This window comes from Neobacillus niacini (assembly GCF_036961885.1).
Lineage (GTDB): Bacteria > Bacillota > Bacilli > Bacillales > Cytobacillaceae > Neobacillus > Neobacillus niacini_H.
Genome location: NZ_JBALNQ010000029.1, coordinates 111,345 through 137,597, shown reverse-complemented (window position 1 = coordinate 137,597; position 26,253 = coordinate 111,345). Strand labels below are relative to the sequence as shown.

General features: G+C 37.3%; 27 protein-coding genes and 1 other RNA gene. 10 read left to right on the top strand and 18 right to left on the bottom strand.

What is annotated here, in order from left to right; all coding sequences use genetic code 11:
• Positions 1–11: 11 nt before the first annotated feature.
• Together V7124_RS13735 and V7124_RS13730 are read left to right on the top strand one after the other, a co-directional pair.
• Complete coding sequence (locus V7124_RS13735) at positions 12–1,256, top strand: hypothetical protein (protein ID WP_335489954.1); 1,245 nt, start codon at positions 12–14, stop codon at positions 1,254–1,256.
• A 13-nt stretch (positions 1,257–1,269) separates the two neighbouring features.
• Positions 1,270–1,569, top strand: coding sequence for a metal-sulfur cluster assembly factor (locus V7124_RS13730; protein WP_335420019.1), 300 nt, complete (start codon positions 1,270–1,272; stop codon positions 1,567–1,569).
• Between the two features lie 33 nt (positions 1,570–1,602).
• On the opposite strand, the gene V7124_RS13725 is transcribed toward V7124_RS13730, so the two are convergent.
• From V7124_RS13725 to V7124_RS13705, 5 genes are all read right to left on the bottom strand, one after another.
• On the bottom strand, positions 1,603–3,528 hold the full coding sequence (locus V7124_RS13725) for an ATP-dependent DNA helicase (RefSeq protein WP_335489951.1): 1,926 nt from the start codon (positions 3,526–3,528) through the stop codon (positions 1,603–1,605).
• Between the two features lie 63 nt (positions 3,529–3,591).
• Positions 3,592–4,734 carry a THUMP domain-containing class I SAM-dependent RNA methyltransferase gene (locus tag V7124_RS13720; RefSeq protein WP_335489948.1) on the bottom strand — a complete coding sequence of 381 codons (1,143 nt, stop codon included), beginning with the start codon at positions 4,732–4,734 and terminating at the stop codon, positions 3,592–3,594.
• Between the two features lie 169 nt (positions 4,735–4,903).
• Positions 4,904–5,306: RNase P RNA component class B (gene rnpB, locus V7124_RS13715), an RNA gene on the bottom strand.
• Between the two features lie 79 nt (positions 5,307–5,385).
• Positions 5,386–5,688, bottom strand: a complete 303-nt coding sequence (gpsB, locus tag V7124_RS13710) for a cell division regulator GpsB (protein ID WP_179156894.1) — start codon at positions 5,686–5,688, stop codon at positions 5,386–5,388.
• 96 nt (positions 5,689–5,784) lie between these two features.
• The gene (locus V7124_RS13705) at positions 5,785–6,348 is read right to left on the bottom strand and encodes a DUF1273 domain-containing protein (RefSeq protein WP_335419965.1); all 564 of its coding nucleotides are present in this window, start codon (positions 6,346–6,348) and stop codon (positions 5,785–5,787) included.
• 243 nt (positions 6,349–6,591) lie between these two features.
• On the opposite strand from V7124_RS13705, the gene V7124_RS13700 reads away from it, so the two are divergent.
• A complete protein-coding gene (locus V7124_RS13700; RefSeq protein WP_335489944.1) occupies positions 6,592–8,055 on the top strand; it encodes a PAS domain S-box protein in 1,464 nt (487 codons plus the stop codon).
• A gap of 68 nt (positions 8,056–8,123) precedes the next feature.
• Here the strand turns inward: V7124_RS13700 and V7124_RS13695 are convergent, their stop codons facing one another.
• The 3 genes from V7124_RS13695 to V7124_RS13685 all read right to left on the bottom strand — a co-directional run bounded on the left by V7124_RS13695 (position 8,124) and on the right by V7124_RS13685 (position 12,582).
• Positions 8,124–8,576, bottom strand: coding sequence for a CotD family spore coat protein (locus tag V7124_RS13695; protein WP_335489942.1), 453 nt, complete (start codon positions 8,574–8,576; stop codon positions 8,124–8,126).
• A 458-nt stretch (positions 8,577–9,034) separates the two neighbouring features.
• Positions 9,035–10,288, bottom strand: coding sequence for a ribonuclease H-like domain-containing protein (locus tag V7124_RS13690; protein ID WP_335489939.1), 1,254 nt, complete (start codon positions 10,286–10,288; stop codon positions 9,035–9,037).
• Between the two features lie 17 nt (positions 10,289–10,305).
• On the bottom strand, positions 10,306–12,582 hold the full coding sequence (locus V7124_RS13685; RefSeq protein ID WP_335489936.1) for a DEAD/DEAH box helicase: 2,277 nt from the start codon (positions 12,580–12,582) through the stop codon (positions 10,306–10,308).
• Positions 12,583–12,704: 122 nt separating this feature from the next.
• Here V7124_RS13685 and V7124_RS13680 point away from each other — a divergent pair, with 122 nt between their 5' ends.
• Positions 12,705–13,403 (top strand): Crp/Fnr family transcriptional regulator, encoded by a 699-nt coding sequence (locus V7124_RS13680; protein ID WP_335419657.1) that lies wholly within the window; start codon positions 12,705–12,707, stop codon positions 13,401–13,403.
• Positions 13,404–13,595: 192 nt separating this feature from the next.
• Here the strand turns inward: V7124_RS13680 and hcp are convergent, their stop codons facing one another.
• Positions 13,596–14,894 (bottom strand): hydroxylamine reductase, encoded by a 1,299-nt coding sequence (gene hcp / locus V7124_RS13675; protein ID WP_335489933.1) that lies wholly within the window; start codon positions 14,892–14,894, stop codon positions 13,596–13,598.
• A 194-nt stretch (positions 14,895–15,088) separates the two neighbouring features.
• Here hcp and V7124_RS13670 point away from each other — a divergent pair, with 194 nt between their 5' ends.
• Entirely contained in the window at positions 15,089–15,568 is a 480-nt protein-coding gene (locus V7124_RS13670; protein ID WP_335489930.1) for an Hsp20/alpha crystallin family protein, read from the top strand.
• A gap of 72 nt (positions 15,569–15,640) precedes the next feature.
• Here the strand turns inward: V7124_RS13670 and V7124_RS13665 are convergent, their stop codons facing one another.
• Complete coding sequence (locus V7124_RS13665; protein ID WP_335420480.1) at positions 15,641–16,207, bottom strand: YppG family protein; 567 nt, start codon at positions 16,205–16,207, stop codon at positions 15,641–15,643.
• 189 nt (positions 16,208–16,396) lie between these two features.
• Between V7124_RS13665 and yppF the strand changes: the two genes are divergently transcribed.
• Complete coding sequence (gene yppF / locus V7124_RS13660; RefSeq protein WP_335420476.1) at positions 16,397–16,606, top strand: YppF family protein; 210 nt, start codon at positions 16,397–16,399, stop codon at positions 16,604–16,606.
• Positions 16,607–16,661: 55 nt separating this feature from the next.
• Here yppF and V7124_RS13655 read toward each other — a convergent pair whose 3' ends face one another.
• The 3 genes from V7124_RS13655 to V7124_RS13645 form a co-directional block, all read right to left on the bottom strand.
• Positions 16,662–17,018, bottom strand: coding sequence for a DUF1798 family protein (locus V7124_RS13655; RefSeq protein WP_335489927.1), 357 nt, complete (start codon positions 17,016–17,018; stop codon positions 16,662–16,664).
• 88 nt (positions 17,019–17,106) lie between these two features.
• On the bottom strand, positions 17,107–17,379 hold the full coding sequence (locus tag V7124_RS13650; RefSeq protein ID WP_335489924.1) for a hypothetical protein: 273 nt from the start codon (positions 17,377–17,379) through the stop codon (positions 17,107–17,109).
• A gap of 331 nt (positions 17,380–17,710) precedes the next feature.
• The gene (locus tag V7124_RS13645; protein ID WP_335489921.1) at positions 17,711–18,685 is read right to left on the bottom strand and encodes a DUF2515 family protein; all 975 of its coding nucleotides are present in this window, start codon (positions 18,683–18,685) and stop codon (positions 17,711–17,713) included.
• Between the two features lie 144 nt (positions 18,686–18,829).
• Between V7124_RS13645 and recU the strand changes: the two genes are divergently transcribed.
• Positions 18,830–19,441, top strand: a complete 612-nt coding sequence (gene recU, locus V7124_RS13640; protein WP_335420542.1) for a Holliday junction resolvase RecU — start codon at positions 18,830–18,832, stop codon at positions 19,439–19,441.
• A gap of 38 nt (positions 19,442–19,479) precedes the next feature.
• On the top strand, positions 19,480–22,014 hold the full coding sequence (locus V7124_RS13635) for a PBP1A family penicillin-binding protein (protein ID WP_335489919.1): 2,535 nt from the start codon (positions 19,480–19,482) through the stop codon (positions 22,012–22,014).
• 28 nt (positions 22,015–22,042) lie between these two features.
• Here the strand turns inward: V7124_RS13635 and V7124_RS13630 are convergent, their stop codons facing one another.
• The 4 genes from V7124_RS13630 to V7124_RS13615 all read right to left on the bottom strand — a co-directional run bounded on the left by V7124_RS13630 (position 22,043) and on the right by V7124_RS13615 (position 24,625).
• Complete coding sequence (locus V7124_RS13630) at positions 22,043–22,447, bottom strand: YpoC family protein (protein WP_335489917.1); 405 nt, start codon at positions 22,445–22,447, stop codon at positions 22,043–22,045.
• Positions 22,440–23,105 carry an endonuclease III gene (nth, locus tag V7124_RS13625; protein WP_335420551.1) on the bottom strand — a complete coding sequence of 222 codons (666 nt, stop codon included), beginning with the start codon at positions 23,103–23,105 and terminating at the stop codon, positions 22,440–22,442. The genes V7124_RS13630 and nth overlap by 8 nt, the downstream gene beginning before the upstream one ends.
• Before the next feature lie 90 nt (positions 23,106–23,195).
• A complete protein-coding gene (locus V7124_RS13620) occupies positions 23,196–23,894 on the bottom strand; it encodes a DnaD domain-containing protein (protein WP_335489914.1) in 699 nt (232 codons plus the stop codon).
• A 95-nt stretch (positions 23,895–23,989) separates the two neighbouring features.
• The gene (locus tag V7124_RS13615; protein WP_335489911.1) at positions 23,990–24,625 is read right to left on the bottom strand and encodes a DNA-3-methyladenine glycosylase; all 636 of its coding nucleotides are present in this window, start codon (positions 24,623–24,625) and stop codon (positions 23,990–23,992) included.
• Positions 24,626–24,773: 148 nt separating this feature from the next.
• On the opposite strand from V7124_RS13615, the gene V7124_RS13610 reads away from it, so the two are divergent.
• Both V7124_RS13610 and V7124_RS13605 read left to right on the top strand, forming a co-directional pair.
• Positions 24,774–25,109, top strand: a complete 336-nt coding sequence (locus tag V7124_RS13610) for a replicative helicase loader/inhibitor (RefSeq protein WP_335489908.1) — start codon at positions 24,774–24,776, stop codon at positions 25,107–25,109.
• Between the two features lie 65 nt (positions 25,110–25,174).
• On the top strand, positions 25,175–25,477 hold the full coding sequence (locus tag V7124_RS13605) for a hypothetical protein (protein WP_335489905.1): 303 nt from the start codon (positions 25,175–25,177) through the stop codon (positions 25,475–25,477).
• A gap of 188 nt (positions 25,478–25,665) precedes the next feature.
• On the opposite strand, the gene V7124_RS13600 is transcribed toward V7124_RS13605, so the two are convergent.
• A complete protein-coding gene (locus V7124_RS13600; protein ID WP_335489902.1) occupies positions 25,666–26,238 on the bottom strand; it encodes a VanZ family protein in 573 nt (190 codons plus the stop codon).
• Positions 26,239–26,253 lie beyond the last annotated feature (15 nt).

Genomic DNA, 26,253 nt, shown 5'->3' with positions numbered 1-26,253 from the left:
GGTGTAGAAATATGCTTCCACAGTCTATGGGAAATGAAACAAATAGTAAGCTTCCTTTCTCATTTATTATTTTCAGTTTAGTTGCATTAGTATTATCTCAAATATTAGTGCTTGTTAACGGACAAATGATGGTTACTGGCAGTTTCCGGATACCTGCAATTTGGTCAGCAGCACATTTGCTAATCTTAGGCTGGGCGCTCATGGTGGCGATGGGTGCGATGTACCAGCTAGTTCCGGTTGCATTCTTAACGAAAATTTGGAATGAAAAATTTGGTTTTATCCAGTTTTTTGTTACTGCTATTGGAATCTCGTCCTTTTCTTTTATGCTTTATGTCTCACCACAAAAGGCAATGATACCGGGAATTCTCATGCTGTCAGGAATATTAATGTTTTTATTTCAAATGTTCATGACACTAAAAACACAAGCAAAACCGAATATCCTAACTGCCTTTGTCGGCAGTGCACTTGTTTGTTTATTCTTAACGATATTTTTGGGAATTACCTTAATTTATTCACTGCAAACAGGTTTTGCAGCTGAATTCTACCAAGCGATCTTTAAAAGCCACCTTCTTTTAGGGGTGACTGGCTGGTTTACTCTATTAATATTTGGATTTTCCTATAAGATGGTTCCGATGTTTGCATTATCACACGGATTTCCAATGGTTCAGGCAAGATATGTATATGGTCTTTATGTTACTGGGCTCGTGGTTACGCTATTTTCCTTTTTTAGCGGTAATAGTTTTCTCGCAAAAGCAGGGTTTTTCTTACTGCTTGCTGGTTTTTCCGTGTTCAGCTGGCACATTTCGATCATTATTAAAAAGAGATTGAAGAAAAAACTGGATAAGCCTTTTACATTTGCAATTGTTGCAATTGGATTAGGAAATATTATACACGTAGCTGCCTTCATTTCTTTATGGAGTCAAGACTCTTCAACCCTAATAGGTCCATTGGTTTATCTTTATTTAATGCTTTGGATTGTCCTTAGTATTATGGGATATTTATATAAAATTGTTCCCTTCCTATGGTGGACATATAAATATAGTAAAGAAATTGGAAAACAAGCCGTTCCGTCCTTAAAAGATATGATGAACGAAAAAATTGTTGTTCCGGTATTTACCTTGTTTATTATAGCTGTTATCGCCGTGTTTCTATCGATCATCTTTAAAGCTATTTTGCTCTTTAATATAGGCCAAGTGATTTTATCAATTGTTTTGATCGTTATTGCTTTAAGTATCCTTAAGGTTCTAAAAAAATAAAGAGGTGTTAATGATGAATTTAAAAGATAAAGTGGTTGAAGCGTTAAAAACTGTATACGATCCAGAATTAAATATTAATGTTGTTGATTTAGGATTAATTTATAATGTTGATGTGACCGATGAGAATGATGTAGCAGTGACGATGACGTTAACAACACCTGGCTGTCCACTTCATGACAGTATTACCAGTGGTGTACGCTACAGTGTCCAAGGGATTGAAGAAACAAGAAACGTTGATGTTACCCTTGTTTGGGAGCCGGCTTGGTCACCAGAAAAAATGACGCCAGAAGGACTTAGATTATTGGGTAGATAAGAAAAAGGTCAGCCTCCAAGGCTGACCTTTTCTTTATACCTCTATTGCTTCCGTTGGAAGAACATCTTTAATTTTTTGCAATAGTGTCGGTTCGATATCCTCATTTAACATTATATGAACCGAACCATTATCATTTTCACTCCTAATTAGTCGGCCAATTCCCTGTCTCAAGCGCAACAGCATATAGGGTAGATCCACTTCTGCAAACGGGTCAGCAACACCATTTCTCTTAGCCGTAAACACTGGGTCATTGGGTGGAAATGGCAGTGAAAAAATCATCACATTTTCTAGCGATCTTCCTGGAATATCTAACCCTTCCCAAAGGTGAATTGTACAGAGAATCGCATTCTCCTCATTTTGAAACTTAGAAACAAGCGTGCTAATTTCTTCATCACCTTCAAAATATACAGGATATGGAACGTTTCCTGAGAGCTTTTGTTTAAGTTCTTTTAATTCATTTTGATTATTTAGAAGAATTAATGCCCGTCCTTCTGATTGAATAATTTTACTTATGACATAATCAAGTTTCGCGTCATTTGAATCTTTATTAAAGGTTGGCAGAAATACTTCCATTTTTTCTTGATAATCAAAAGGAGAATCAACAGAGAAGGACAAAAATTCTTTAATTCCTAGACTATTGGCGATATAATCAAATTTCTTCTCATTCGACAGTGTCGCAGAAGAAAAAATAAACGGTTTTTTCTGCGTAAACACTTCTTCCTTCATGACTTCTTCTACCATTTTCGGCATGATCACTAGTGTTCGTTCATGCCCCTTTTCCTCAAACCAGGTAATCCCATTCATTTCTTTAAGGAAAAGTGATAATGAATACGTAATTTGTTCTAAATATTCCTCAACGATTTTTAAATCGTATTCATTAATTACATACAATTCACTTTCAAAAACAAGTTCTTCTTCTATTGATTGAAGCCTATTAAGCAGCGTAGTACCATATTGTAGTAAAGAGGGATGCATGGTAATCATTTGCTTTTCAGACCCTTCTGCAGGGACGGCATGCTGTGAAATCGCACTAAAGAACTTATCATTGTCTAAAAGTGCTTCCTCAATGGTATATAACGTTTTTTCACGTACTTCATTTTCCATTAATCTTGTTAACAGCGTCTCCAGTGTCGAATCGGTAAACCGATAGCTCAATGCCTTCTGTGCTGCATATTCGAGTAAGTGACCCTCATCAAAAACAATGGAAGAATGTTCAGGCAATAAAGGCAGCTGCCCTTCCCGTTTTCGCGATTCTTTTGTCCAAATATGCTCCATATAAAAATCATGTGAGCAAATAATTAAGTCATTCGCATGACGGTAAAAATCACGATTTAATGTCAGACCACACCGATGTCTTTTTTCACAAGAAAAACAGTCTTGAACCATATCCCAGTTTATTTTTCCCCATGTATCATCAGACAACGATGGATAGTCCCTGCGATCACCATATCTTTCAAACTTTTGCATAGAACCTTCACTATGGACAAAGTCTGGTAATTCCTCATAAATTCCTGCAATGTCATCGTTAAAGTCTTCGTGCCTAACGTAATCAAGCTTTTTTAAGCAAAGGTATTGGTCCCGCGATTTTGCTAAGCGCACATCAATATTGAGCCCTAGTACTTTCTCGAGCTTGGCAATATCGCCTTCTTTTTTAACAAGCTGCTCAATTAATGTCTCATCTGCGCAGGCAATGATCGCAGGTCTATTCGTGTATCTTGCGTACATAATCGCATATAGTAAGAAAACAATCGTCTTACCTGTTCCAACTCCGGCTTCAGCAAACATAACTTTCTTGTCTTTAAATGCTTTTTCCAGCTGAAAGGCCATAAAGATTTGTTCATCACGTAATTCAAACCCTGCTTCGGGCAAAATATCATAAAATAAGTCGCCAATCCATTCACTAAGCTTGTCATAAAAGGATTCAGTTTTTGAAACTACAAATGGAATACGGTCTTGCATATAACCCCTCCTAGAAAACGAATTAAATGGAGCCTTTCTATAGGCTCCAATTGTTGTGTTTTATCATTCAAATGTCCGCGGCGGTCTTTTTCCCCAATATTGATAAAGGTCCGTGCGAATAAAACCATTAAATAACTTCCGCTTTTTTGTAGCTGGCTTACCATAAAATTGCTCGAACGCTTCATTTGACGTCAAAATATAAATAGACCAGGTATCAAGCTTAGTAAAAGCCTGACCCATTTCTTTGTACATTTGCTCGACAGCTTTTTTATCACCTAGTCGCTCGCCATATGGAGGATTTCCAACTATCGTTCCATATTCTTTGGGGGTGGTAATATCTCTTACTTGCATCTGTTTATATTGAATGAGATCACCAAGACCTGCCTCAAAAGAATTTTCCTGAGCGATTTTGATCATTCGATGGTCAATATCAGTCCCCATTATATCCAAGGGCTGGTCATAATTAGCTAAATCCTCTGCTTCTGTACGTGCCTCATCCCAAACATTACCAGGAAACCAATTCCAATTTTCCGACACAAATTCACGGTTAAAGCCTGGAGCGATATTCTGACCAATCAACGCCGCTTCAATTGGAATTGTGCCTGAGCCGCAGAAAGGGTCGATAAACGGTTTATCCGGTTTCCAATTCGTTAATTGTACTAACGCAGCTGCAAGAGTTTCTTTTAATGGCGCTTCCCCTTGGTCAACACGGTATCCTCGTTTATGAAGACCTTGTCCGCTCGTATCAATCGTAATCGTAGCAACGTCTTTTAACAATGCTACTTCAATTCGAAAGTAGGCACCCGTCTCTTCAAACCAAGAATCCCGTTTATAATAACTTTTCATTCGATCGACGACCGCTTTTTTCACGATTGCCTGACAATCTGATACACTAAATAGTTTTGATTTTACTGATTTACCGGTAACCGGAAATTCTGCATCTTCAGGAAGATACTTTTCCCATGGCAATGCTTTTGTTTTCTCAAATAATTCATCAAAAGTGTAGGCTTTAAATTCACCGACTTTTATTTTCACTCTGTCTGCTGTTCGAAGCCATAGGTTACTACGGGCAATCGCAGTTTCATCACCTGTATAGATTACCTTGCCATTTTCTACTTCACACTCATAACCAAGAGCACGTACTTCTTTTGCTACTAATGCTTCCAGACCCATTGCGGCTGTAGCAATTAATTGATATTTTCCCATTTTTGTGTTCACCCTTAACTTTTCACCTTATTATGTAAGAATATTGCTAGTCTATCATACCATTATAGACAAAAATCAGTAAGCCCATGCAAAAAGACTGTTTTCTAAAAGTAAAAAGACTCTCCTCATAGGAGAGTCGCATGCATTAACTTTATTTTCATTAAAAACGTTCTGTAAGCCATGTTCTGTACCAGTGTACTACAATCGGCGTTAGACGCCTCGTACTTAGGTGGTAATCATCTATCTACAGATTCAGTTGATTCTGTCCTTCTCCTCGTTCAATTCCTTAGAGAAAGTGCCCCTACCAATATTTGGGTTTCTCGCTCGTGGGGTTTACCCGTTCCACCCTTTTCATTTCTGAAAAGGCTCCGTCACTGTGGCACTTTTATAGGTATTCATACCATATCCCATAAGGACTTAGGTATTTTCCCGGCCGTCAACCCAGCACAATGGCCAAGGCTGCCCTAGCTTATGAATTCACTAGGCACGAACACTACGAGCATCTCAGCTCGTGCGAGCATGGACTTTCCTCTACAAGCAACCTAAGCTACTTGCAGCGATTACCCGAACGTAATTAATGAGTACTTTTTTATTATATGCATTTGTGTTTTATTAATCAATGGTATTAATATGGAAATCAGGGAACTATTCTCAATCGTAAAGCTTGTTACCAAATACATGCTTTTCAAGATTCGATAAGCGCTTTAGGATATCAAAATTAGTCGTACCTGCAGGTTGCGTTACTGGCTGTCTTCGAGATGTTTCCTCTAATTGCTTTCGCAAGCGGAGGTTCTCTTGCTGCAGATCTTCTATTTCCTGCTGAAATGTTTCATAATCCTTGATTATTAAATCTAAATACTTATCCACATCTTCTTGTTTATACCCTCTTACACCTGTTTTAAATTCTTTCTCTAATATATCCTTAGCGGTTAGTTTCACTTTATCAGTCACCATTTGTTTCACCTCAAGTCATTCGCCAATCATTACCTATTATTTTTTCAAATATATGTGATTTTGTCAATCTTCTTTCTTCCTACAATTGAATTAGCCCTAAAAATCCGAACGTTTTAACTCTTCTTCTTCAACAATTACTTGAAGGTCATATGGTGTAATGGTGATTATTTCGTAATTTGATGTTTGAGCATATTTTTCAGCTTCTTGCATTAAATATCTTGACGATCCATTTTCGTTATCTTGATCAATCAAAATCAATAATCCGTCAGACTTCTTCAGTAAGAATTTATTTTTTTGGACAAATTGCCATGGTCCCTGATAAGGCTGCTTTGAAATCGCTGTTGTGAAATCTGCTTGATGAATAATTCTTTGATACGTCTCTTTCTTTTCAGGTTTCCAATTCTCTTCTTGCCCTAAAAACGGAGTCATCACAGCCAATTTAAGTTGGGGAAATTTTCTTTTTAAAGATAAAACGACCTCTGCTGACCACAATTCCACCCCAGATTGTCCACTCACAATGACCCAAATTAACCCCTCATCCACAAGCCTAATAAGTTCTTTTTCAATAGCCTTTTTTATGTAATTTACGCCCGGATGATTGTCTTTATATATGCCTAACTCGTGGGCCTTATAGCCAGAGATTATTAAACGTTCAAGCAAAAATACATCCCTCCTCTACATGGCTAAATCCATTATAATCTTCCCCACCATATTAATAAATGATTGCACGGTCATTTATCGTTTTAAATTAATGATAATGCTCTATTTTTTGTCAATAGTAAAATTAACCCAATAGATTGAAAGTTTTAACAGTTGGATATAAAATAATAGTAAGATAAAAATAATTACAAATACTGTAATGTTTTCCTATAGTTTAATCGGGGAAGGATTTGGAATAGATAAATGAACAGTCCCATTGAAGTAATAAAAAATGAAAAGGGAATTTTATTAAGAAACCATTTAGACAAAGGTAAAAAGAAAAAATGGAGATTTTTCACACAAAATCAGGATGCTATTTGTGTTTTAACTTTAGACGGCCAATTTGTGCTTGTAAATTCACTATTCGAAAATATGACTGAATATTCTGTTGATGAATTAATCAAAAAAAAATTCCAATCTCTCTCTCATATTGAAAGTTTGGATAAGGTATTTAATTATTTTCATCGAGCTGTATTAGGTCAAGTTCAGAATTTTGATTGTAAAATGATTAACAAAAGTGGAAAAGTTATTGATTTAAACTTATCAATTATTCCTATAATTGAAGATGACGAAATTATTGGAGTGTATATTGCTGCAAAAGATATTACAGAATTTAAGAAAAAAAAGATTGAAATTAGAAAAATTGAAGAATTCCATCGTGTACTGACAGAGAACGTTCTTGACATTATATTAAGCACGAATTTGTTAGGAAAAGTTATTTATGTTTCTCCTTCTTGTAAACATCTTCTTGGATATAATAGTGATGAGTTAATTGGGAAACATTTCTCACATTTTATTCATAAAGATGATTTAGAACGGGCTATTTCTGACCGTGAAATGTTGATGGCTAAATTTGAGCATATTAGAGGGTCGTATCGATTTCAAAAGAAAGACGGAACTTTTATTTGGATGGAGTCAATATGTCACCCGATAATCGACCCCGATACACAGAATTTACTTGAAGTAATTAGTATTATCAGGGACATTACGGAAAGAAAGAAAACGCAAGGACTCTTATTGAACTCAGAAAAATTAACTATTGCAGGACAATTGGCTGCTGGCATCTGCCACGAAGTACGCAATCCGCTTACCGCAATCAAAGGGTTTATACAATTAATAGAAGCACGTACTGATAATAAACAATTCTTTGACATAATTAATTCTGAGATGAACAGGATTGAGCTTATCCTAAATGAACTTTTAATTCTTGCAAAACCAAATGAGATTAAATTTGTAATTGCAAATATTAAAACCTTAATTGAAGAAAGCAAAACATTAATTGATACTCTTGCCATAATGAATAATATTCAAATTGAGATCATTAATGAAATCGGGGATTTGAGTGTTAACTGCGATAAAGATCAAATAAAACAAGTGTTCATTAACTTCCTCAAAAATGCCGTTGAAGCAATGCCAGAAGGTGGCAAAATTACTATTGAGTTACTAAAACTTAATGAAGAGAAGTTAAAAATATTAATAAAAGATACAGGCACTGGAATACCACAGCCAATTCTAAATAGGTTGGGGCAGCCATTCTTTACAACAAAGGAAACCGGGACTGGTCTTGGAATAATGATTTCCAAACAAATTATTGAAAATCATTATGGTACCCTTCAATTTTGGAGCGATAAAAATGGTACCGTTTTCGAAGTCATCTTACCCTTATAAGAAATAATGGTAGCGTCGGTAACCTAAAAAGAAAAAAACAAGGGCAAATTTTGCCCTTGTTAGTGTTATTATCCCCAGAATCTTCGAGGACGTGGGTATTGTCCCGGTGCCATGCCTGGTCCCATTCCTGGTGCCATGCCTGGTCCCATTCCCGGTGCCATGCCTGGCCCCATTCCCATTCCTGGTCCCATCCCCATTCCTGGTCCGATATTTGGTGGCATATTTGGTAATGCATTGCTCTGTGCTCCGGCAACAGCCATTGGCGCAGGTGCCGGCATTCCAACAGGTGCTGGCATAGGTGTCGGACCACCTGGACAGCAACAGTCGATGTGCTCATTACAGCACACCTCACAGCAAGAAGCTGTAGTTGGACAATAGTGTTTATGCTGGAACATATGATGATTAATCGTTGTAATATGTTTCGGGTGGATATGTGGTACCACCGTTGTTGAGAAAGTATGATTAACAAATTGTTGAGTCGGATGAATGACTGGCGGCGCAAAATTAGTTCCAAGATACAATATAAGCTCTCCCTTCAAAAATTATATTCTGTTTACATTAACAGCCTATGATAGAAGGGAAATTCTTGTACTAATGAAAATACCTATTTTTCATAAATCTATTTAAGATTAACTTCACTTAGATATCTGTCCAGCTCAAGCGTATAGAGATACTTGCCTAAATCTTGGAGGATACGCCTTTTGCTATTTATAACATCGAATATAAGTTATCTTTTAAGCTTGAAAAAAGTACTGCAGTCAAACAAACGACAACAAAAAATAAATACAAAATTGCTTTATACATAGTATCTACCCCTTATTGTTTTATAGTCGTTTTTTTACTCACAGTTTAATATTTTACATGGTTCAACTATAAGAAACAATAAGAAATATATCATATAATTATGAAATTTTTGTTACAAAAATACGATAGTTGACGATTAATTTAATTTATTTGAAATATTTGCCGAATTTTGCGTTCACCTGAGAAATTTAGCGAATTTCTTCTCTAATCTTTTCCGTCTATTTTCAAGCTGCTGCTGATTCTTCAGCACTGGAATTTTCAATTCACCAACTATTTCTAAAGCCTTGATGCAATAATCTAAAGCAGACTTATAATCTTTAATTTTATGCTCATAAATTTTTGCTGCTTCTACGCAAGCTTCCTGACTAATTTGGTCATTTTCCGCTTCAGCTACTTCCAAAAATAAAGGTAAGCTGTTTTCCCAGTTTTGTGTCTTTTTATACTGATAGGCTAATGCAAGCTTTGCTTTTTGTGAAGTTGTATCGTTTCCTTCAATAAGCTTCCGTAATACCTTAGCCGCCTCTTCCTTTTCTCCAAGCGAGTCATACCACCGACCTACTTCAAATGATTCCATACGTGTTTGGTTGGTATCCAAACCATAAAGTTGAAAGGTTAGATGGGTATATAAGGTGACAAGTGATAAAATATCAATTTCATTGTGTTTTATGATCCCAAGCATTCCATCTGGCTGTTTAGTTTCAATAAAATCAAAATATATCATTGGCGCCAAATACCCTGGAATATCATCTTCACGCTCTACTCCCAAGACATCTTTTTCCACAACAGCTAACTTCATTCGGTCCAACTTATGTTTCCAAAGTCTCCTCGCTGCATGGTATAAATCAAAATGACCGAACGCCGGAAGTTTTGGAACATGTTCCCTCACAAGCGTATGCCTGGTTTTAACTTGAGGCCAATCAAACGATTTTCCATTATAGGTGACCAGAGTTTTATAATTTACCTGCTCAAGAAAGCTTTGATATAAAGGTACTTCAGCACCTGGATGCGGGAGAATATGCTGCCTCAACACGAGATTTTCGTCGATTACACTTGCATAACCAAGTAAAAAAATCGTATTACCTACTCCCCCTCCTAACCCTGTTGTTTCCGTGTCAAAAAAGAATAATTCTTCCGGACGGTGCCCTTCTGCTGATAACGGATGGTTTGCAGGCTGCTTATTCCAGATCTCAATGGCTGTAAGGAAATCATAAAAATGGTAATTCCCATGCTTTTGTGACAATGGAAATTTGACTTCCCGAATAAGACAGTAATCCTGATCTAAAAAATAAGGGGTCACATTTTCACTTTCCCATTTAGAAAGGAAAGGGATCTCAACCCTTGCTGGTTCAGGGGGAAGTTTCTTGTTTAAATCTTGTCCTCCACCTGATAAATGCGGCTTTAAGCGATTTAATTTATTTTTCAATGACATTGCATCATTACCTCGATTTAATTAGAAGGGATTAAAAATGCGTTGATTATTTTTAAAGAATCATTTTTTGCATTTTCACTTACGGCATCTGTTCCAATACATGATGGGCATCCGATTTGACATTTACAGTTCATAATCATCTTTTTTGTCTCGGCAAATACTGCTGGCATTCCCGAATGAATTTTCTCACTTAAACCAATGCCACCAGGATAACGATCGTAAAAGAAAATCGTTGGCTTTTCATTGTGATCTGCTTTTACCTGGGGTATCACATGGATATCTTGTGGGTCTGCCATTACAAATAATGGAGCAATATGATTTAAAGCATGTGCTGCCCCAACTAATCCTTGTTCTAAGCGTTCGTGCCCCATTTCTGTGAACGACTTATTTAACGAAATCCATGCCGCACTCGTGTGAAGCTCTTCTTCTGGTAGATGGATTGGTCCTGAACCAATATTTTCATGTGTTTCGAATTTAATCTTTTTAAAAATGGTTGCCATTGCACGTACACTGACATCACCGAAGCCAACTTCTGCCTCATCGACCTTTTTTAGCTTGTCTTCTTCCAATACCTTTAATTGTACCGCTAAATTAGCATCCGTAAAATAATCTACATCAACTTCCCTGACAAATGCCTTTTTTTCGTCCCAATCAAGCTTCTCTACTTGGAATTGGGTACCTTGATGGAGATAAATAGCTTCATCGTGTAAGAGTGTCATAGCTGAAAATCGATCCATTTCTCCGATCACCTTTGCATTTGCCACATCGGATTGATCAATAATAATGACATTTTCCTGTGAAGCTGAGCGCAAGCTGATATTATGAGCGGGAAATGACTCGTTCATCCAATACCATTTATCACCATTTTGGTAAAGTATCCGTTCCTCTGTCAAATATTCAAGCAGTTCCTCAGTTCCAACATCCCCAAACTGCTCACCCACTTTAAAAGGAAGTTCAAAAGCAGCACATTTCATATGATCAAGTAAGATAATCAAGTTGTCGGGATTAATCCTTGCCGTCTCTGGACTTTGATGAAAAAAGTACTCTGGGTTCTGGATGATATATTGATCAAGTGGACTTGAACTTGCGACCATTATGACAAGGGCTTCGCCATGACGTCTACCTGCTCTCCCTGCTTGCTGCCAGGCACTAGAAATCGTTCCAGGATATCCCGTCATAATACAAACCTGCAACTGGCCAATATCAACGCCCAGTTCCAATGCATTGGTACTCACTACACCGTAGATATCCCCACTACGCAGTCCTTTTTCAATTTTTCTTCTTTCTGTAGGCAGGTAGCCCCCTCGATACCCCATGATCGATTTGGGTCCTAATTGATTTTTTACCAATTCCTGAAGATACGTTAAAATAATTTCCACCCGAACTCGGCTTCTAGCGAAAACAATCGTTTGAATTTTATTTTTCAACAATTCTCCAGCGATTTTCCGAACTTCAAGTGTTGCACTTCTTCTTATATTTAAGGGTTTATTTACAATGGGCGGATTATAGAAAAGAAAGTGTTTTGTTCCACTTGGAGCACCATTATTATCAATAAGGACCATTTTTTCTTCTGTTAGGTTTTCAGCAAGCTCCAGAGGGTTGGCGATTGTGGCCGACGTACAAATAAAAACGGGATTGCTGCCATAGTAACGACAAATTCGCTTTAGTCTGCGAATCACATTGGCAACATGACTGCCAAAAACACCACGATACGTATGAAGCTCATCAATGACAACAAATTTGAGATTTTCAAAGAGTGAAACCCATTTCGTATGATGAGGCAAAATGGCTGAATGGAGCATGTCCGGATTGGTAATCACAACATGCCCAGCCTTGCGAACCTTTTGGCGAATATTTGCAGGCGTATCACCGTCATACGTGTAACTATTAATATCAATGCCTCCCGCCTGGATTATTTCATTGATTTCACTCTTCTGATCCTGTGCCAGGGCCTTCGTTGGAAACATATAAAGAGCTCTTGCGCTTGGGTTAGATAGAATACTTTGTAAAACTGGAAGGTTATAGCACATTGTTTTTCCTGAAGCGGTTGGCGTAACCGCTACAACACTATTTCCTGCCAAAATATTCTCGTAAGCCGTTTTTTGGTGGGTATACAGTTTTTCAATACCTTTGCTTGTCAAAGCCTCGCTTAATGCCGGATGAAGGTCCACTGGGAGTGAGACAGTTCGGGCTTCTTTCGCATCTAATGTCTTCCAGGTAACGATATTTTCTTTAAAGCTGTCATTTATTTTTAAATCAGCAAGAATTTCCTGCAAATTCTTTTTCAATTTCACGGGTATCACCTCATAAGTTCTATTATACCGAATAAACGTTCGCAGAAAAAGTCTATTAATTATTATTTGTATGTCTGTTACAATAGTATAAGATATTTTATTTCGTCTGTGGAGGGTGGAGTATGAGAATTGAAGAAATTAAGAAGGTGCTTTCTGAGTTCATGCTTTTTAAGGAATTAGATGACTATGAACTAACTAAGATTGCTAATATATCTATCGCTAGAGAATGGAAAAAGCAAAGTCATGTATTTCTTCAGGGTGATCCTTTAGAAAATGTCTACTTCATTTATGATGGAAAAATCAAGGTTTATAAAAGTGATATTCATGGAAAAGAACAGATTGTTGCCATTATGAAAAAAGGTGAAATGTTTCCTCACGTTGGTTTTTTTAGGAAAGGTGATTATCCTGCATATGCTGAAGTCATTGAACCGTCAACACTTATCGCCGTCCCTATTTCAAAATTTGAAGGAGTACTCATTGAATATCCTGAGCTAAGTATTAAAGTCTTTAAAGTACTTGGTGAAAAAATTGTTGATTTACAAAACCGATTGGAAGAACAAATCCTCAACAATACATATGAGCAAATTATCAAATTATTAATTCGTCTTGCTCAAAAGCATGGTAAGGAATTAGAAGATGGTACGATTCAGCTTAAGTCAGAATTTACTAATCGTGACCTTGCCAATATGATTGGAACTACAAGAGAAACGATCAGCAGAACCCTTACGAAAATGAAAAAGGAAGAATTGATTGAAGTAGATGAGCGCGGTGATATGATCGTTGATATCGAAATTCTCATGGAAGAAATTAATTTAATATAATGCAGTATTAAACTAGGCTGTTGATTTGCACTACAGGCGCTACGCTTTCNNTGCGGGGTCTCACTCAGCTCGTACATCCCGCAGGAGTCGAGCGCCTTTCGCTCCAATCAACAGGTTCATAAATCAATTCAATCCATTATCAAAGAATAAAATAAAAATCGCAGCCAAATGTTGGCTGCGGTTTTCTGTTTTTTATGCTTTTGTAAGCTGAAGCATGTCTGCCAGGTCTTCTTGTGCGGTGCCAATTAATTTTAAGTTAAATGTTTCTTGAAGAACTTGCAGGACACCTTCTGAGATAAATTCAGGCGGTTTTGGTCCAATTCGGATATCTTGAATACCTAAGCTGAATAGTCCTAAAAGGATAGCAACTGCTTTTTGTTCAAACCATGATAAGACGATACTTACTGGAAGTTCGTTAATTTCGCAACCAAACGCATCTGCTAAAGCCATCGCAATCTTAACAGTAGAACCAGAGTTATTACATTGTCCCAAGTCGATATAACGAGGGATATCGGTTCCAGGAACAACACCATAGTCGACATCATTAAAACGGAATTTACCACATGATGTAGTCAAGATAACGGCTTCTGGTGGAAGTGAAGTCGCCAGTTCACGATAATATTCTCCGCCTGGGCCTGGTGCGTCACAGCCTGCAATCACAAAAAACCGTTTAATTTTCCCTGCTTTTACAGCGGCAATTACTTCTGGTGCTAAACCAAGAACGGTTTCATGGTGGAATCCTGTAAGCAAGGTTTCGTCTGAATGGATATCCGCTTCTGGAAGATCCAGCGCTCTCTCAATTAATGGTGAAAAATCATCATTGGTAATTTTTTGTACGTTTTCGAGACCTGCCACTTCATAACTGAACATTCTATCCGCATATGTACCTTTAATAGGCATCACACAGTTTGTTGTTGCTAATATTGCACCTGGAAATTTTTCAAAAAGGCGTCGTTGGTCGTACCAAGCCTTTCCAATATTTCCTTTTAAATGTGCATATTTCTTTAATGCTGGATACCCATGTGCAGGCAGCATTTCAGAATGTGTGTAAATATTGATGCACTTTCCTTCTGTTTGCTTCAGTAATTCCTCTAGTGCAAACAAGTTATGACCAGAAACCACAATACATTTACCTTCAATTTTATTTTGGCTTACACGGATCGGTTCAGGAATTCCAAGGCGCTTCGTGTGTGCTTCATCCAACATTTCCATGACACGCACAGTAGCCTGACCAACCTTCATGGCCATTTCAATATGTTCTTGTAAGTTGAAGTTAGAATTCGTTAATGTCATATATAGGGCTTCTTGAGTAGTGGTATCTACAAAAGCATCTGTATATCCCAGTTGATTCGCATGAGTACGGTAAGCTGCAATCCCTTTTAACCCGTAAATAATGGTATCCTGCAGACTTGAAATTGTCTCATCTTTCCCACAAACACCAACCACTGTACAGCCTCCAGCTGGGGTTTGTTCACATTGATTACAAAACATCTATATCTTCCTCTCTTTCCTTAATTTACTGTTTCAGAATACAAATACCCAGGAAGTTTTAATGTGACTTAAATCACTTTTACAAGAGTTGTAATAAAAGGTTCATAACTTTATCTCAAACTTATGACAGGGCACAAATCTTAATAAGGTGCATATGATATGTTGAGAAAATTTGGATAGAGGGGGAAAACATTATGTCATCCATGACTCCAAGCGACGAGAATAACAATAAAAAGTTTAAACCAGATCAATTCAAGGATTTTTTCAGGTCCATGAATGACCTTTTTCATGAAAAGCCGGTAAAAGGATTTCTACAATCAATGGACGAATTTTTTAATAGTCCGTTTCCTAGTGGAGGTTTACCTGTCCAGGTACGGGAAACCGAGGATGAATACATCATTTCAGCAGAGCTGCCGGGGGTTAAAAAGGAACAAATACATCTAAATATCTTACCTAATCAATTAACAATCTCCATCGAGAATAAAGAGATGGAGACAAAAGAAGATCATGCCAACCACCTTTTTCAAAAAAGGGTTTCGCAGCAAAGACTTTCCCGGACCATTTCATTACCAGTGGTCATAAATGAAAGATTGGTTAAAGCATCCTATCGGGATGGTTTGTTAACAATTCGAATTCCACTTGTTAAAGGAAAAACTATAATTATAGAAGACTAAAAAATCAATTTCATAAAAACTTTTCGACAAAAAAACAATAATAAAGACGGCTTTTAGCCGTCTTTCACTTTTTTATGCTTTAAAAATACCCCCAAGTCCTTTAACTAACGAAGACACTTGCGTGACAGCATTTACTAGCTGACCTGTGGTATTCACCATCTTATTTACATCCACCGTGCCATCCTGTGATTTAAAAGAGTTCATGAGGGATTGAATTCCTCCAGGGGGTTTAATCATTCCATTTGGTTTTGGATAGGGATTCATTCCTTGGTAACCGTTCATTTGCGCCAAATACGGATTTTGGGCCATTTCCTCCTTGGGCTGCAGTGGATTTTGGAATAGAAATTGAGCATCTTTTGGAGGGTATTGTCCATTTGAATTAGGCATTTGCTGAGGAATTCCACCTGTTGGATAGGTTAATTCATATGGTTGATACGGTTGTTGATATGGCTGTAGAAAATAAGGATTGGGCTGCTGATATGGGTACCATTCCATGCTCTGGGCTGCTTGGTACTGCTGATATGGCTGATTACGAGGAACCGGTTGATAATTTGGTTGATTATAAATTGGACCCTTGTAATTCATTTGCCCTAAGTATCCTTGATTTAAAAAAGGGTTTGATCTATTTTTACCAAACATGGGCAAACATCTCCTTCGAGCGTTTATCATTACTACACATTATGTACGAAGAAGAATATGGGTGCATATTTTCTTGTAGATTTCAATGTCAAAATGGGGGGAATTTTGTCTAAAGTTTAAATATTTTAAAAACTAGGAATCCTTTTTTTTCATGGTACTATTAAAAAAATGATGAAGGAGGAATTACATATGGTCATCCGCTCACTTAAAAGCAAATTTATTCAAAGTCGGGATTACGACACTGAAGATGTTAACACATTATTGGATTTTGCTAAGAAGGCTTATATTCATAATGAAATTGACATTAAAGAGTATCGCCTGATTGTTCGTGAACTAGAAGCTCATGGCGCCATAATTCCTGACGATTATAAGGAAGACTCCCTCATCGAAAATTCATAAAAAGAAGAAATTACAGCTAGACAAGCCCAAAAGAGATGCAGCTTTGCATCTCTATTTATTTTTCCAGTTCTTTCAAAATTTCTAATAGAAAATATTCAACAGTCCGATTTGTATTTAAAAATCTTGACCTGCTTGTTTTTGGGAAAAATGCCTGGATGGATTGTTGTTCCAAATGTTCTAATGTCGTATCAATTTGTTTCGGGTGCAGGTGTTTTTTTGGACTTTTCATTAACCATTTCCTCATCCATGCACTCCATTCAACACTTACACTCTTTACCTCGTTCGCAAACGGCTTAATGACCTCATGGAAATCAGGAGTTGTCCCCTTCTCACGAGCTTCTTCATAGAATTTCATAAATAAATGATTATAATTTAACAGTTTTTTTGTTAACTGGAGAATTTCTTCAGACATCTCGTTATTTCCTCTCTTTTTATGGAAAAATAAAAAAGCAGCTTTTTTATAAAGCTACTCAATGGGTTCTTCTATATTTTATCGGTAATTAATAGCCTAATTCAAGTTTTAATGCTCTTTTAACAGAATTGCTATGATCTACCGCAGCTTGGTCTGATGTTGTTTGAAACCTATCTAATTCTTTTTCAAGGTTATCAAGTTTTTGTACAGGGGCAGAAAATTTTTTAAGTTCTTCATTATTCATTTGAATGCGAAGGTCTGAGAAAGATGTTTCTAGAACAATTTCCAATTCTTCTAATTGATCAAATATCTCTGTCAGCATAGTTAGCAGCATTTCCTTTTCTGGCAATGACGGATTCATCAAATTAAGAACCTCCTCGCTATTTTATTACTAGTACTATTCTCTGTCTTTTTAAGGCTTCCTCCCCCACTGACAAAACTAGAAGTGTTTCGTCAAAGAAAGTGCCTATCTGGCATTTATTTCCTAGCCATTCGACACCACTTTCGTTCGCATGAAAATGGAAAAATCGAACAAGCTAAAATTGGAGGTGTTGATTATGTCAAAAAAGAAACAAAATAAAAAAACAGGACAATCACAAGTAGAAAATAAAGTTGGCTATGGTGATAAAAAACTTGAGGGTCCAAACCGGCCAGCCGAATGATTGAAGAAAGCAAGGCATTTGCCTTGCTTTTTATATTTTATTTATATGTGTTGTTTTGTGCAATGCAAGCAATAGTTCAAGCTGATTTGATTTTTCAAAATACCAATCCGTTAAGTGAGTGGTATGCCGATGTCTTGCAGAAAGGTGCAGCCACGCAGGTGATACCAATCGACTTTTGCTCCAATCCTCATATTCATAATGATTATGTTCAATAATCGGATAGGTTGCTCTTAATATCGGTGATTTGCGATTTGTCTTTGTCTTGAAATATTTTTCGTAGTCATTACGCGACCCTGTGTGAGGCGTTTTCTCGGCAAAGTCCACAAAGAATGGAAATAAGCGCGGATGAGTCAATATTTTTACTAACCTTTTTCCTAGATTGATTCTTTTTGAAAGCGACCTAAAGCCATTTACACTGGCACCATATAATTCTCCCCCACACGTTGGGAACAGGACACAACTAAAATGAAGCCAATCTTGAAAATTAAAGATCCACGAATGAAAAACCTGCTTTTTATACACTGGATGTTGGATTACAGGTTCATGTATAACGTTTTGCTCATTGATAATTAACGCTGTCGTGAGCCGTTCACGATTTCCTTCTTTCCAATACTTCACCCACTCTTTTTGAATAAATTCTGAACATTTAAAGTATGGAAGGAGATGAAACATCGGACGATTTATTTTCGTCGAATATTGATAGAGCATTAATTGTGGGTAGACGTCGTGGAAAATCAACCAATTGGCTCGCTCAAAAGTAAGAAATAAGTCTTTCCTTGTATTAGGCTCTAAGATTTCTCGAAAGATATTTCCCTCGAGATCACACATATTCCAGCCCCCATTCCTTGAAACCATGCTGGCAAGGAAGGACCAAATGATCTCTGGGTTCTGTTTAAAAAAGGTGAAATAGGCATCCGTTCTTGAAATATTATCGAGATTTTTTTTATCAGTTTCGCCTTTAATTTGACGGATAGTCTCAATCTCATGTATTGTAAGATGATTCATATTCATCTTCCTTATCTTTATATTAGGAGTTTTTGAGAGTCAAGATACATTATTTTTACTAGCTTGTGGTTACTCAAAAAAATTTATACGCCCGATTGCAACCGAGATTTGTTATGATAAGTAATAGCTTGTGAGGTGCTTATCATGAATTTTAATTATCCTAATGGAAAAAGGTACATTCCAAAAACTAGCGTACCAGGAGTTAAAGCTAAAAAACTTAGTAATCCATCCTTTAGTAATCGAGGAATGACCCTCGAAGAAGATTTGAACGAAACGAATGAATATTATCGAGAGAGAAAAATAGCTGTTATTCATAAAAAACCAACACCCGTTCAAATTGTCCAGGTTGATTATCCAAAAAGAAGTGCTGCCGTCATTAAAGAAGCATATTTTAAACAGGCGTCAACAACAGACTATAATGGGGTATATAAAGGTAAATACATCGATTTTGAGGCCAAGGAAACTGCTAATGTAACTTCGTTTCCATTGAAAAATTTTCATCAGCATCAAATCGACCATATGCAGGAAGTCGTTTCACAGGGTGGAATTTGTTTTGTTATTCTCCGTTTTTCAAAACAGGAACAAGTATATTTTCTCCAAGCAAAACACTTGTTATCCTTTTGGGAAAGAATGAAAAATGGGGGGAGAAAGTCAATTACAAAAGAAGAAATTGAGCAAGTTGCAGTCTTAATTCCGCTTGGATTTCGACCTAGAATTGATTATATTAAAATAATAGATACTGTTTTTCATTTGTGAATGAAAATGGTTGATGCATGAAAGGAAGGAATTTTATTATGGCAGGAGAAACTAAATCAAGGGAAGAACGCCGTAAGAAACTCCAAGAGTCCAAAGGAAAAAAACAAGGGAAGAAAAAACCTAGTGGTATCGTTAAGAAGATTTTTCTATCTCTTGTGGCACTTGGCATAATTGGTATTTTGGCTGGCGTTGGAACTTTTGCTTTTCTAGTAAAGGATACTCCTAAACTTGACCCAAAATTATTAAAAGACCCAATCTCATCTAAAGTATTAGATAAAGATGGAGAGTTGATTTCAGAAGTTGGCTCGGAAAACCGCGAGTATGTAAATTATAAGGATATACCCAAACAAGTTGAAGATGCAGTACTAGCTGTAGAGGATGCCCGTTTTTACAAGCACCATGGCCTAGATCCCATCCGCTTGGCTGGAGCCGTGGTTGCCAATTTCCGTGAAGGATTTGGTTCTGAAGGTGCAAGTACGATAACTCAGCAGGTTATTAAAAATTCATTTTTAACTCCTGAAAAAACCATAAAGCGTAAGGTACAGGAAGCATGGATGGCCTATCAGCTTGAACAAAAATATACGAAGCACCAAATCCTTGAAATGTATATTAATAAAGTCTTTGTATCTGAAAATAGTCATGGACTTGCAACAGCTGCAAAAATTTATTATGGAAAACCATTAAATGAACTAACCCTTCCAGAAGCAGCACAGATAGCTGGAATGCCGCAAAGCCCGAATAATTATAACCCATTCGACCATCCGGACTTAGCAGAAAAAAGACGTAATATTGTATTAACGTTAATGGAACACCATGGGTACATTACAAAAGCAGAAATGGATGAAGCAAAAAGTGTACCTGTCACAGCCTCATTAGTTAAAGAAGAAGAACGTGAAAGAGACGAAAAACCATATGATGCATTTGTCGATGCCGTTATTGATGAAGTAGAGAAGCAGGGTGACTTTGATATTTTCTCAGATGGGTTAACGATTCATACTACTCTAGATAGAAACGCTCAATTGCATGTGAATACGATTCTTAATACCGATGAAGTGATTAAATACCCTGATGCAGAATTTCAAGCAGGAATCGCTCTTATAGATACAAAAACCGGTGAAATCCGTGCCATTGGCGGCGGCCGAAACCAAGATGTAAAGCGTGGCTTTAACTATGCAATTGATACCAAGCGTCAACCTGGTTCAACGATAAAGCCTGTACTCGATTATGGTCCAGCCATTGAATATCTCAATTGGGGTACCTATCAGACCATTGATGATAAACCGATAAAGTATTCTACAGGTCAAGAGTTTGGCAACTGGAATGATAAATATATGGGACCGATCTCCATGCGTACGGCTTTACAGCTTTCTAAAAATACAACAGCTGTTCAAGCACTTCAGCAGGTAGGTTTAGAAAAGGCAAAAGAATTTGCCATCAACTTAGGAATTCCACTAAAGGAAATTTTTGAATCCTATGCGATTGGCGGCTTCGGAGGAAAAACTGTAGGAGTTTCCCCTCTCCAAATGGCTGGAGCCTTTAGTGCCTTTGGAAATAACGGGATGTATACGCAGCCTTATGCGGTGAAAAAAATAGAGCTAAGAGATGGCACTGTTCTCGACACAGCGCCAGAATCTAAACTTGCTATGAAGGATTCTACTGCCTTCATGATTACAGATATGTTAAAGAGCGTGATGGTTTCCCCTGGTACTGGAACGACAGCAAAAGTTCCTGGCCTGCCAATTGCAGGTAAATCAGGTACAACCAACTATACCAAAGAAGATATGAAAAAATGGAATATTACTAGCACGAAGGTTGTCCCTGATGCGTGGTTTACAGGTTACACAACCAACTATACCGCCGCCGTTTGGACGGGTTATTCAAATCAAAAAACGCCTATTCAAACAAGTGATCAAAAAATCGCACAATTAATCTTTAAGAGTTTAATGGAAAACGTATCAAAGGATATTAAAACAGCTGACTTTCCTGTTCCAGACAGTGTTCAGAAGGTAAGGATTGAAAAAGGCTCAATGCCGCCAGCACTAGCAGGGGAGTTCACACCTGATAGTGAGGTTATTACAGAGTATGCCGTAAAAGGTCATGCCCCAAAAACGGTATCAGAGAAATTCAACAAGATTGCTGCTCCAGTTAATCCAAGTGCAATTTATGATGCCGAAAAAAATGTCGTGACATTAAAGTGGGATTACAACAATCCAGAAAATGCTGCGGTTCAATTCGAAATTAACATAACAGATGGTGTAACACCAAAAACATCTACTGTTACAGAAAAAGTCGTTACCCTTCAGAATCCTACACCAGGAGCGAAGTATAGCATTTCAATCGTGGCTATTATTGCTGAGAAGCGAAGTGACCCTGTTACAACCACAGTCGACATACCTTTACCACAACAAGAGGAAGATGATGAAGGTAATGGGAATGGGAACGGGAACGGGAATGGGAATGGCAACGGTAATGGTGATGGTGGCGAAGACGGTGGAACCGGTACAGCGCCTATAACGACCGATCCAGTTAATGGTACCGGCAATGGAAATAGTACTGGTCGAAGAGGAAGTTAATAGTAGAAAATCAAAAAAGCGTCTAGCCCTATTGGCTTAGACGCTTTTTTACGATGTTTTTCTTCGCATAAAGTTTTTCTTGTTCCAGTATCAACTCTGAAAGCTGTCGATAGGAATGAAATAAGTTGGGCCTGTTAATAATAAACCCTAGCCTTTCCTCGAGATTGACTGGCTTTATTTCTAGAGTATCAAACGACTCAAGATCATGAACTTGCCGATCATTGGATAAAAATAAAAATTGAATGTACAAGCCAATCCCCTTATTCATTCCGTGAAGCGTCGTTTTCTGATCTCGATTCCGAAAAAGGTTTTCAAGTTCAGCTTTTACCTGATTCCACTCTGCCCTTAACCGAGTGATCGCTTCATTGACATCAATAGACGAATCCACTACTTCTAGTTCCTTTAGGAAGGGGATAATCAGTCTGTTATCCATTGACTACTTCCTCCCTCCCCTTCATTCTTTTTTTACCTTCTCTACACAGCTCTAACAAAGGGCAGCTAGGGCATTGTGGGTTTTGAGCTTTACAATGATAACGGCCAAAGAAAATCAATCTGTGATGGGTAACAGACCATTCGTCTTTTGGTACCTTTTTCATCAATGTTTTTTCAACTTCAAGCACAGAATCCTTCCAGCGGCATATACCTAGGCGTTTACTTACCCTCTCAACATGTGTATCTACTGCAATAGCAGGAATATTAAATGCCACAGAAACAACGACATTCGCTGTTTTCCTGCCAACACCTGGAAGTTTCGTTAATTCATCACGGTCTCTTGGGATTTCCCCGTTATATTCATCTAATAGTAATCGACACAAACTTTGGATATTCTTTGCTTTATTCCTAAAGAGTCCAATGGAGCGGATATCATTTTGTAGTTCATCTAAAGATACACGTAAATAGTCTTCTGGTGTTTTGTATTTTTCAAATAGATTCTTGGTCACTTTATTGACGAGAACATCCGTACATTGTGCCGATAATGCCACTGCAATCACTAACTCGAAAGGATTTGAATGAGTAAGTTCACAATGCGCGTCTGGAAACATCTCGTCCATTTTATCTAGACAAAAACGAATTTGCGTATTATTTAACAAGAAAATTTCACCTGCCCACTTTTTTTCTTTTCATTGTTGGTTATATAAATGGAAACAAACGAGAGAATTTCTCCTCTCGTTTTGTTGATTTTATTGCTCGAGCCAATTGTAAAGCACCGAACCTGTTGAAGGCTGTGAATCTTGTGGTTGACGATTAGGAGTTTGTTTTTGACGAAACTTTCGCCCATGATTTTTCGCCTGTTCAATCGTCTTTATCCCATTCTTTTTCCATTCAAAAAGAATCCTGTCAATGTAGCGGAAATTCAACTTTCCTGACATGACCGATTCTCGTAATGCTGCCTTGATAATAATGGGATCGTGGTGGTCATCATCCATCCACATTGCAAGGGACTCACATTCAAACGGGGATAACGGACGGCCAAATTCCTTCTCAAAGCACGTATAAAGATCACTTTCGTCTGCCTTTTTCGTGACTTCTTGACTATTTTTACCTTTTATTAAAAACTGGTCTACAAGCCGTTCCCATAGTGGGCCTACCGAGTATTTCTCATACATAATTCCTTCTGAAGAAAATTCATTGATTATGTTAATAAATCCTTTTTGGATTAATCGCCTAAGCATTTCGTTGCATTCAGAAACTGTAATCGTCATCCGTGATGATAGCTCTTCTGGAGTTGGAAAGTCATTGCCCTTTTCTATAAAAGTAATAATATTTAATAAAAGAACAAGTTCATATTCATTTAGATTCATATTTCGGTACTCAGAAAATAATACAGCAGGAACCGTTATATTACCTTCCTGAATCCATGATAATATATTTGTTTTCATCTTTGCGACACCTCTTGCTTAGTATAACATGAACAACCTTACTGAGTAAGAGGGATAGATTATTCAGATATCGAAATGCCCCTGCACAATAAGCTTCACTTTTCGGTCTCAAATACAAACTCAGATTTTTGATGCCTTGAAACATACTTGTTTTTTGTAACCCAGAATCGCCATGGATAGTCCCTAGCTTCGCCAGAATTATCGATTCCAATCCTTTTTCCAACTGATATACTTTCCGGACTGAAGCCTTTGGCAATAAATAAAGGTGGCTTCATAAGTTGATGTCCATAGTCAACCATTGTAATACCTAGTGATTTTGTAAGTTTGCCAGGTCCGTTGGTAAGTTTAGTCAAATCATCAATGCCTCTTCTGTCTTTCATAAGCTCGATTCCGAAGAGTGGCTCCAGTGCGCGAATTAAAACAGCTTCAGGGTTACCTTCCCCGCCACTAACTACATTGAAAAGGCAATGTGTGTGCATTAAATAAGTATAGGCATGGCCAGAACGATGGTACATAACCTCTGTTCTTGCTGAACGTTTGTTATTATAGCTGTGTGCAGCCCTGTCACTAGGACCTATGTAAGCTTCTGTTTCTACAATATATCCAGCAGCAATGCCCTCATTAGATTTATTTACCAGGATGCAACCGAGTAATGCTTTAGCGAGTTCAAGAGTGGACTGTTCATAAAAGGTATCAGATAATGGAACGATTTCTTTTGCAAATCCTTGCATGTTGTCTGCCCTCCCATTAATAGCTTTATTTTTAAAAATCTTACTCCTTCTATATCAATACTTCAAGCGAAGACAGGAGTTTAACGTAAAGGGACTAAGGACAAAACTAGATTCAAGCTAAAAGAATGGTCTTAAAGGAGGTATTGCAATGACCAAGAAACAGGTATTGGAAATATTAGTACTCATCGAATCGGTTTATCCCCATTGTATACTCAAGGATGAAACCATTCAGCAATGGTTCCAGTTTTGTTCTGAAATGGATTATGAAAAGGTTCTGAACAAGCTAAAAGAACACATTCGAAAAAGTCCTTATCCACCGACAATAGCAGATATTGCGGTACTTCACTTTGAAGAAAATGATTTTCCAGAGGCGTTACAGGGATGGATGAAGAAAGGTTGTGATAGAATTAAATGCGAACGTAACAATGCCATGCGTCCAATGCCAGACTGGCTTCTCGAATATTCAACAAGAAAATTTATTTGAAACGGAAGGCAGACTAGTCGGATAAGTGCTATACGATACCAAAAGCTATTTAAAGGACTGATCATGTGATAAATCGTGTTTTAGAAAAACTGGAAACTGCCCTTGCAGTTTGGGAACTGATGAAGACAGCTTCAGAGTATGAAAGCGAAGATTGTGCTGAACGGTTTGAGATGCATTTTTATGAGTTTATTGATGAATTAAAGATTTGGTTTCAACATCTAGAACATGAACCATCTACTATTGAAGAGGCAGAAAACCTTATCGAAATAAAAGAAATTATTGAACGATTACCTGCACCGCTTGAACTCAACTTTTTAACAGAACTCGAGCTAATAATTGAAGGTGAAGATCAGGTACGCTTTGATTAATCCACATCTTTGGGGCATGGTGGTCTAACCAACAAATATCCAGTCCCCAAAGAGGCAATGCTTTAAACGATCATGAGTCTCCCTTAGAGATTCAAAGCAAAATTAAAAAGACTGAACCCAGTCGTACAAAGTTCAGTCCATAATTTCATTTTTTACAAGAAAATTGTATTTTTAGCCGAAATTTCAATTTAAAATTTATTAACTAACTTAAAAACCATTTTATAAATCAGGTAGCCAATAATTACACCAAACACATTACAAATTACATCATCAATATCAGTAACTCGTCCCCATCCTCCTGATTTTGGTTCGATATATTGTAAAAGTTCAATACTGATTGATACACTAAAACCTACTATCAAAATACTTTTAAACCGATTAAGTTTATTCCATAATAGTGGAACGAAAAATCCTAATGGCAACAGTAATAAAATATTGCCGCCTACATTTCTTGCAATTAGTCTGATCATGAAGGACGTATCTCCACCATACGCGATACCTATTTGACTAATATTAAAAATAATTGTTTTAAGAGGTATTAGGTTTACTGTACGATAAATACTTTCAATCTCCGAATTAAACCCTACCGGTATAGGAAATAGTGTCACTGAAACAACCATACACAGGTATACTACAAATAGAAATCTAATAATCTCTTTTAACCAGGACACTTGTTTTTTAGATCCTATAAAAATTCCTCGACCAACCAAATAAAATATAATTCCAACTATCATAAATAAACTACCGTTGATTACATACAATCTTTGCCCTCCTTA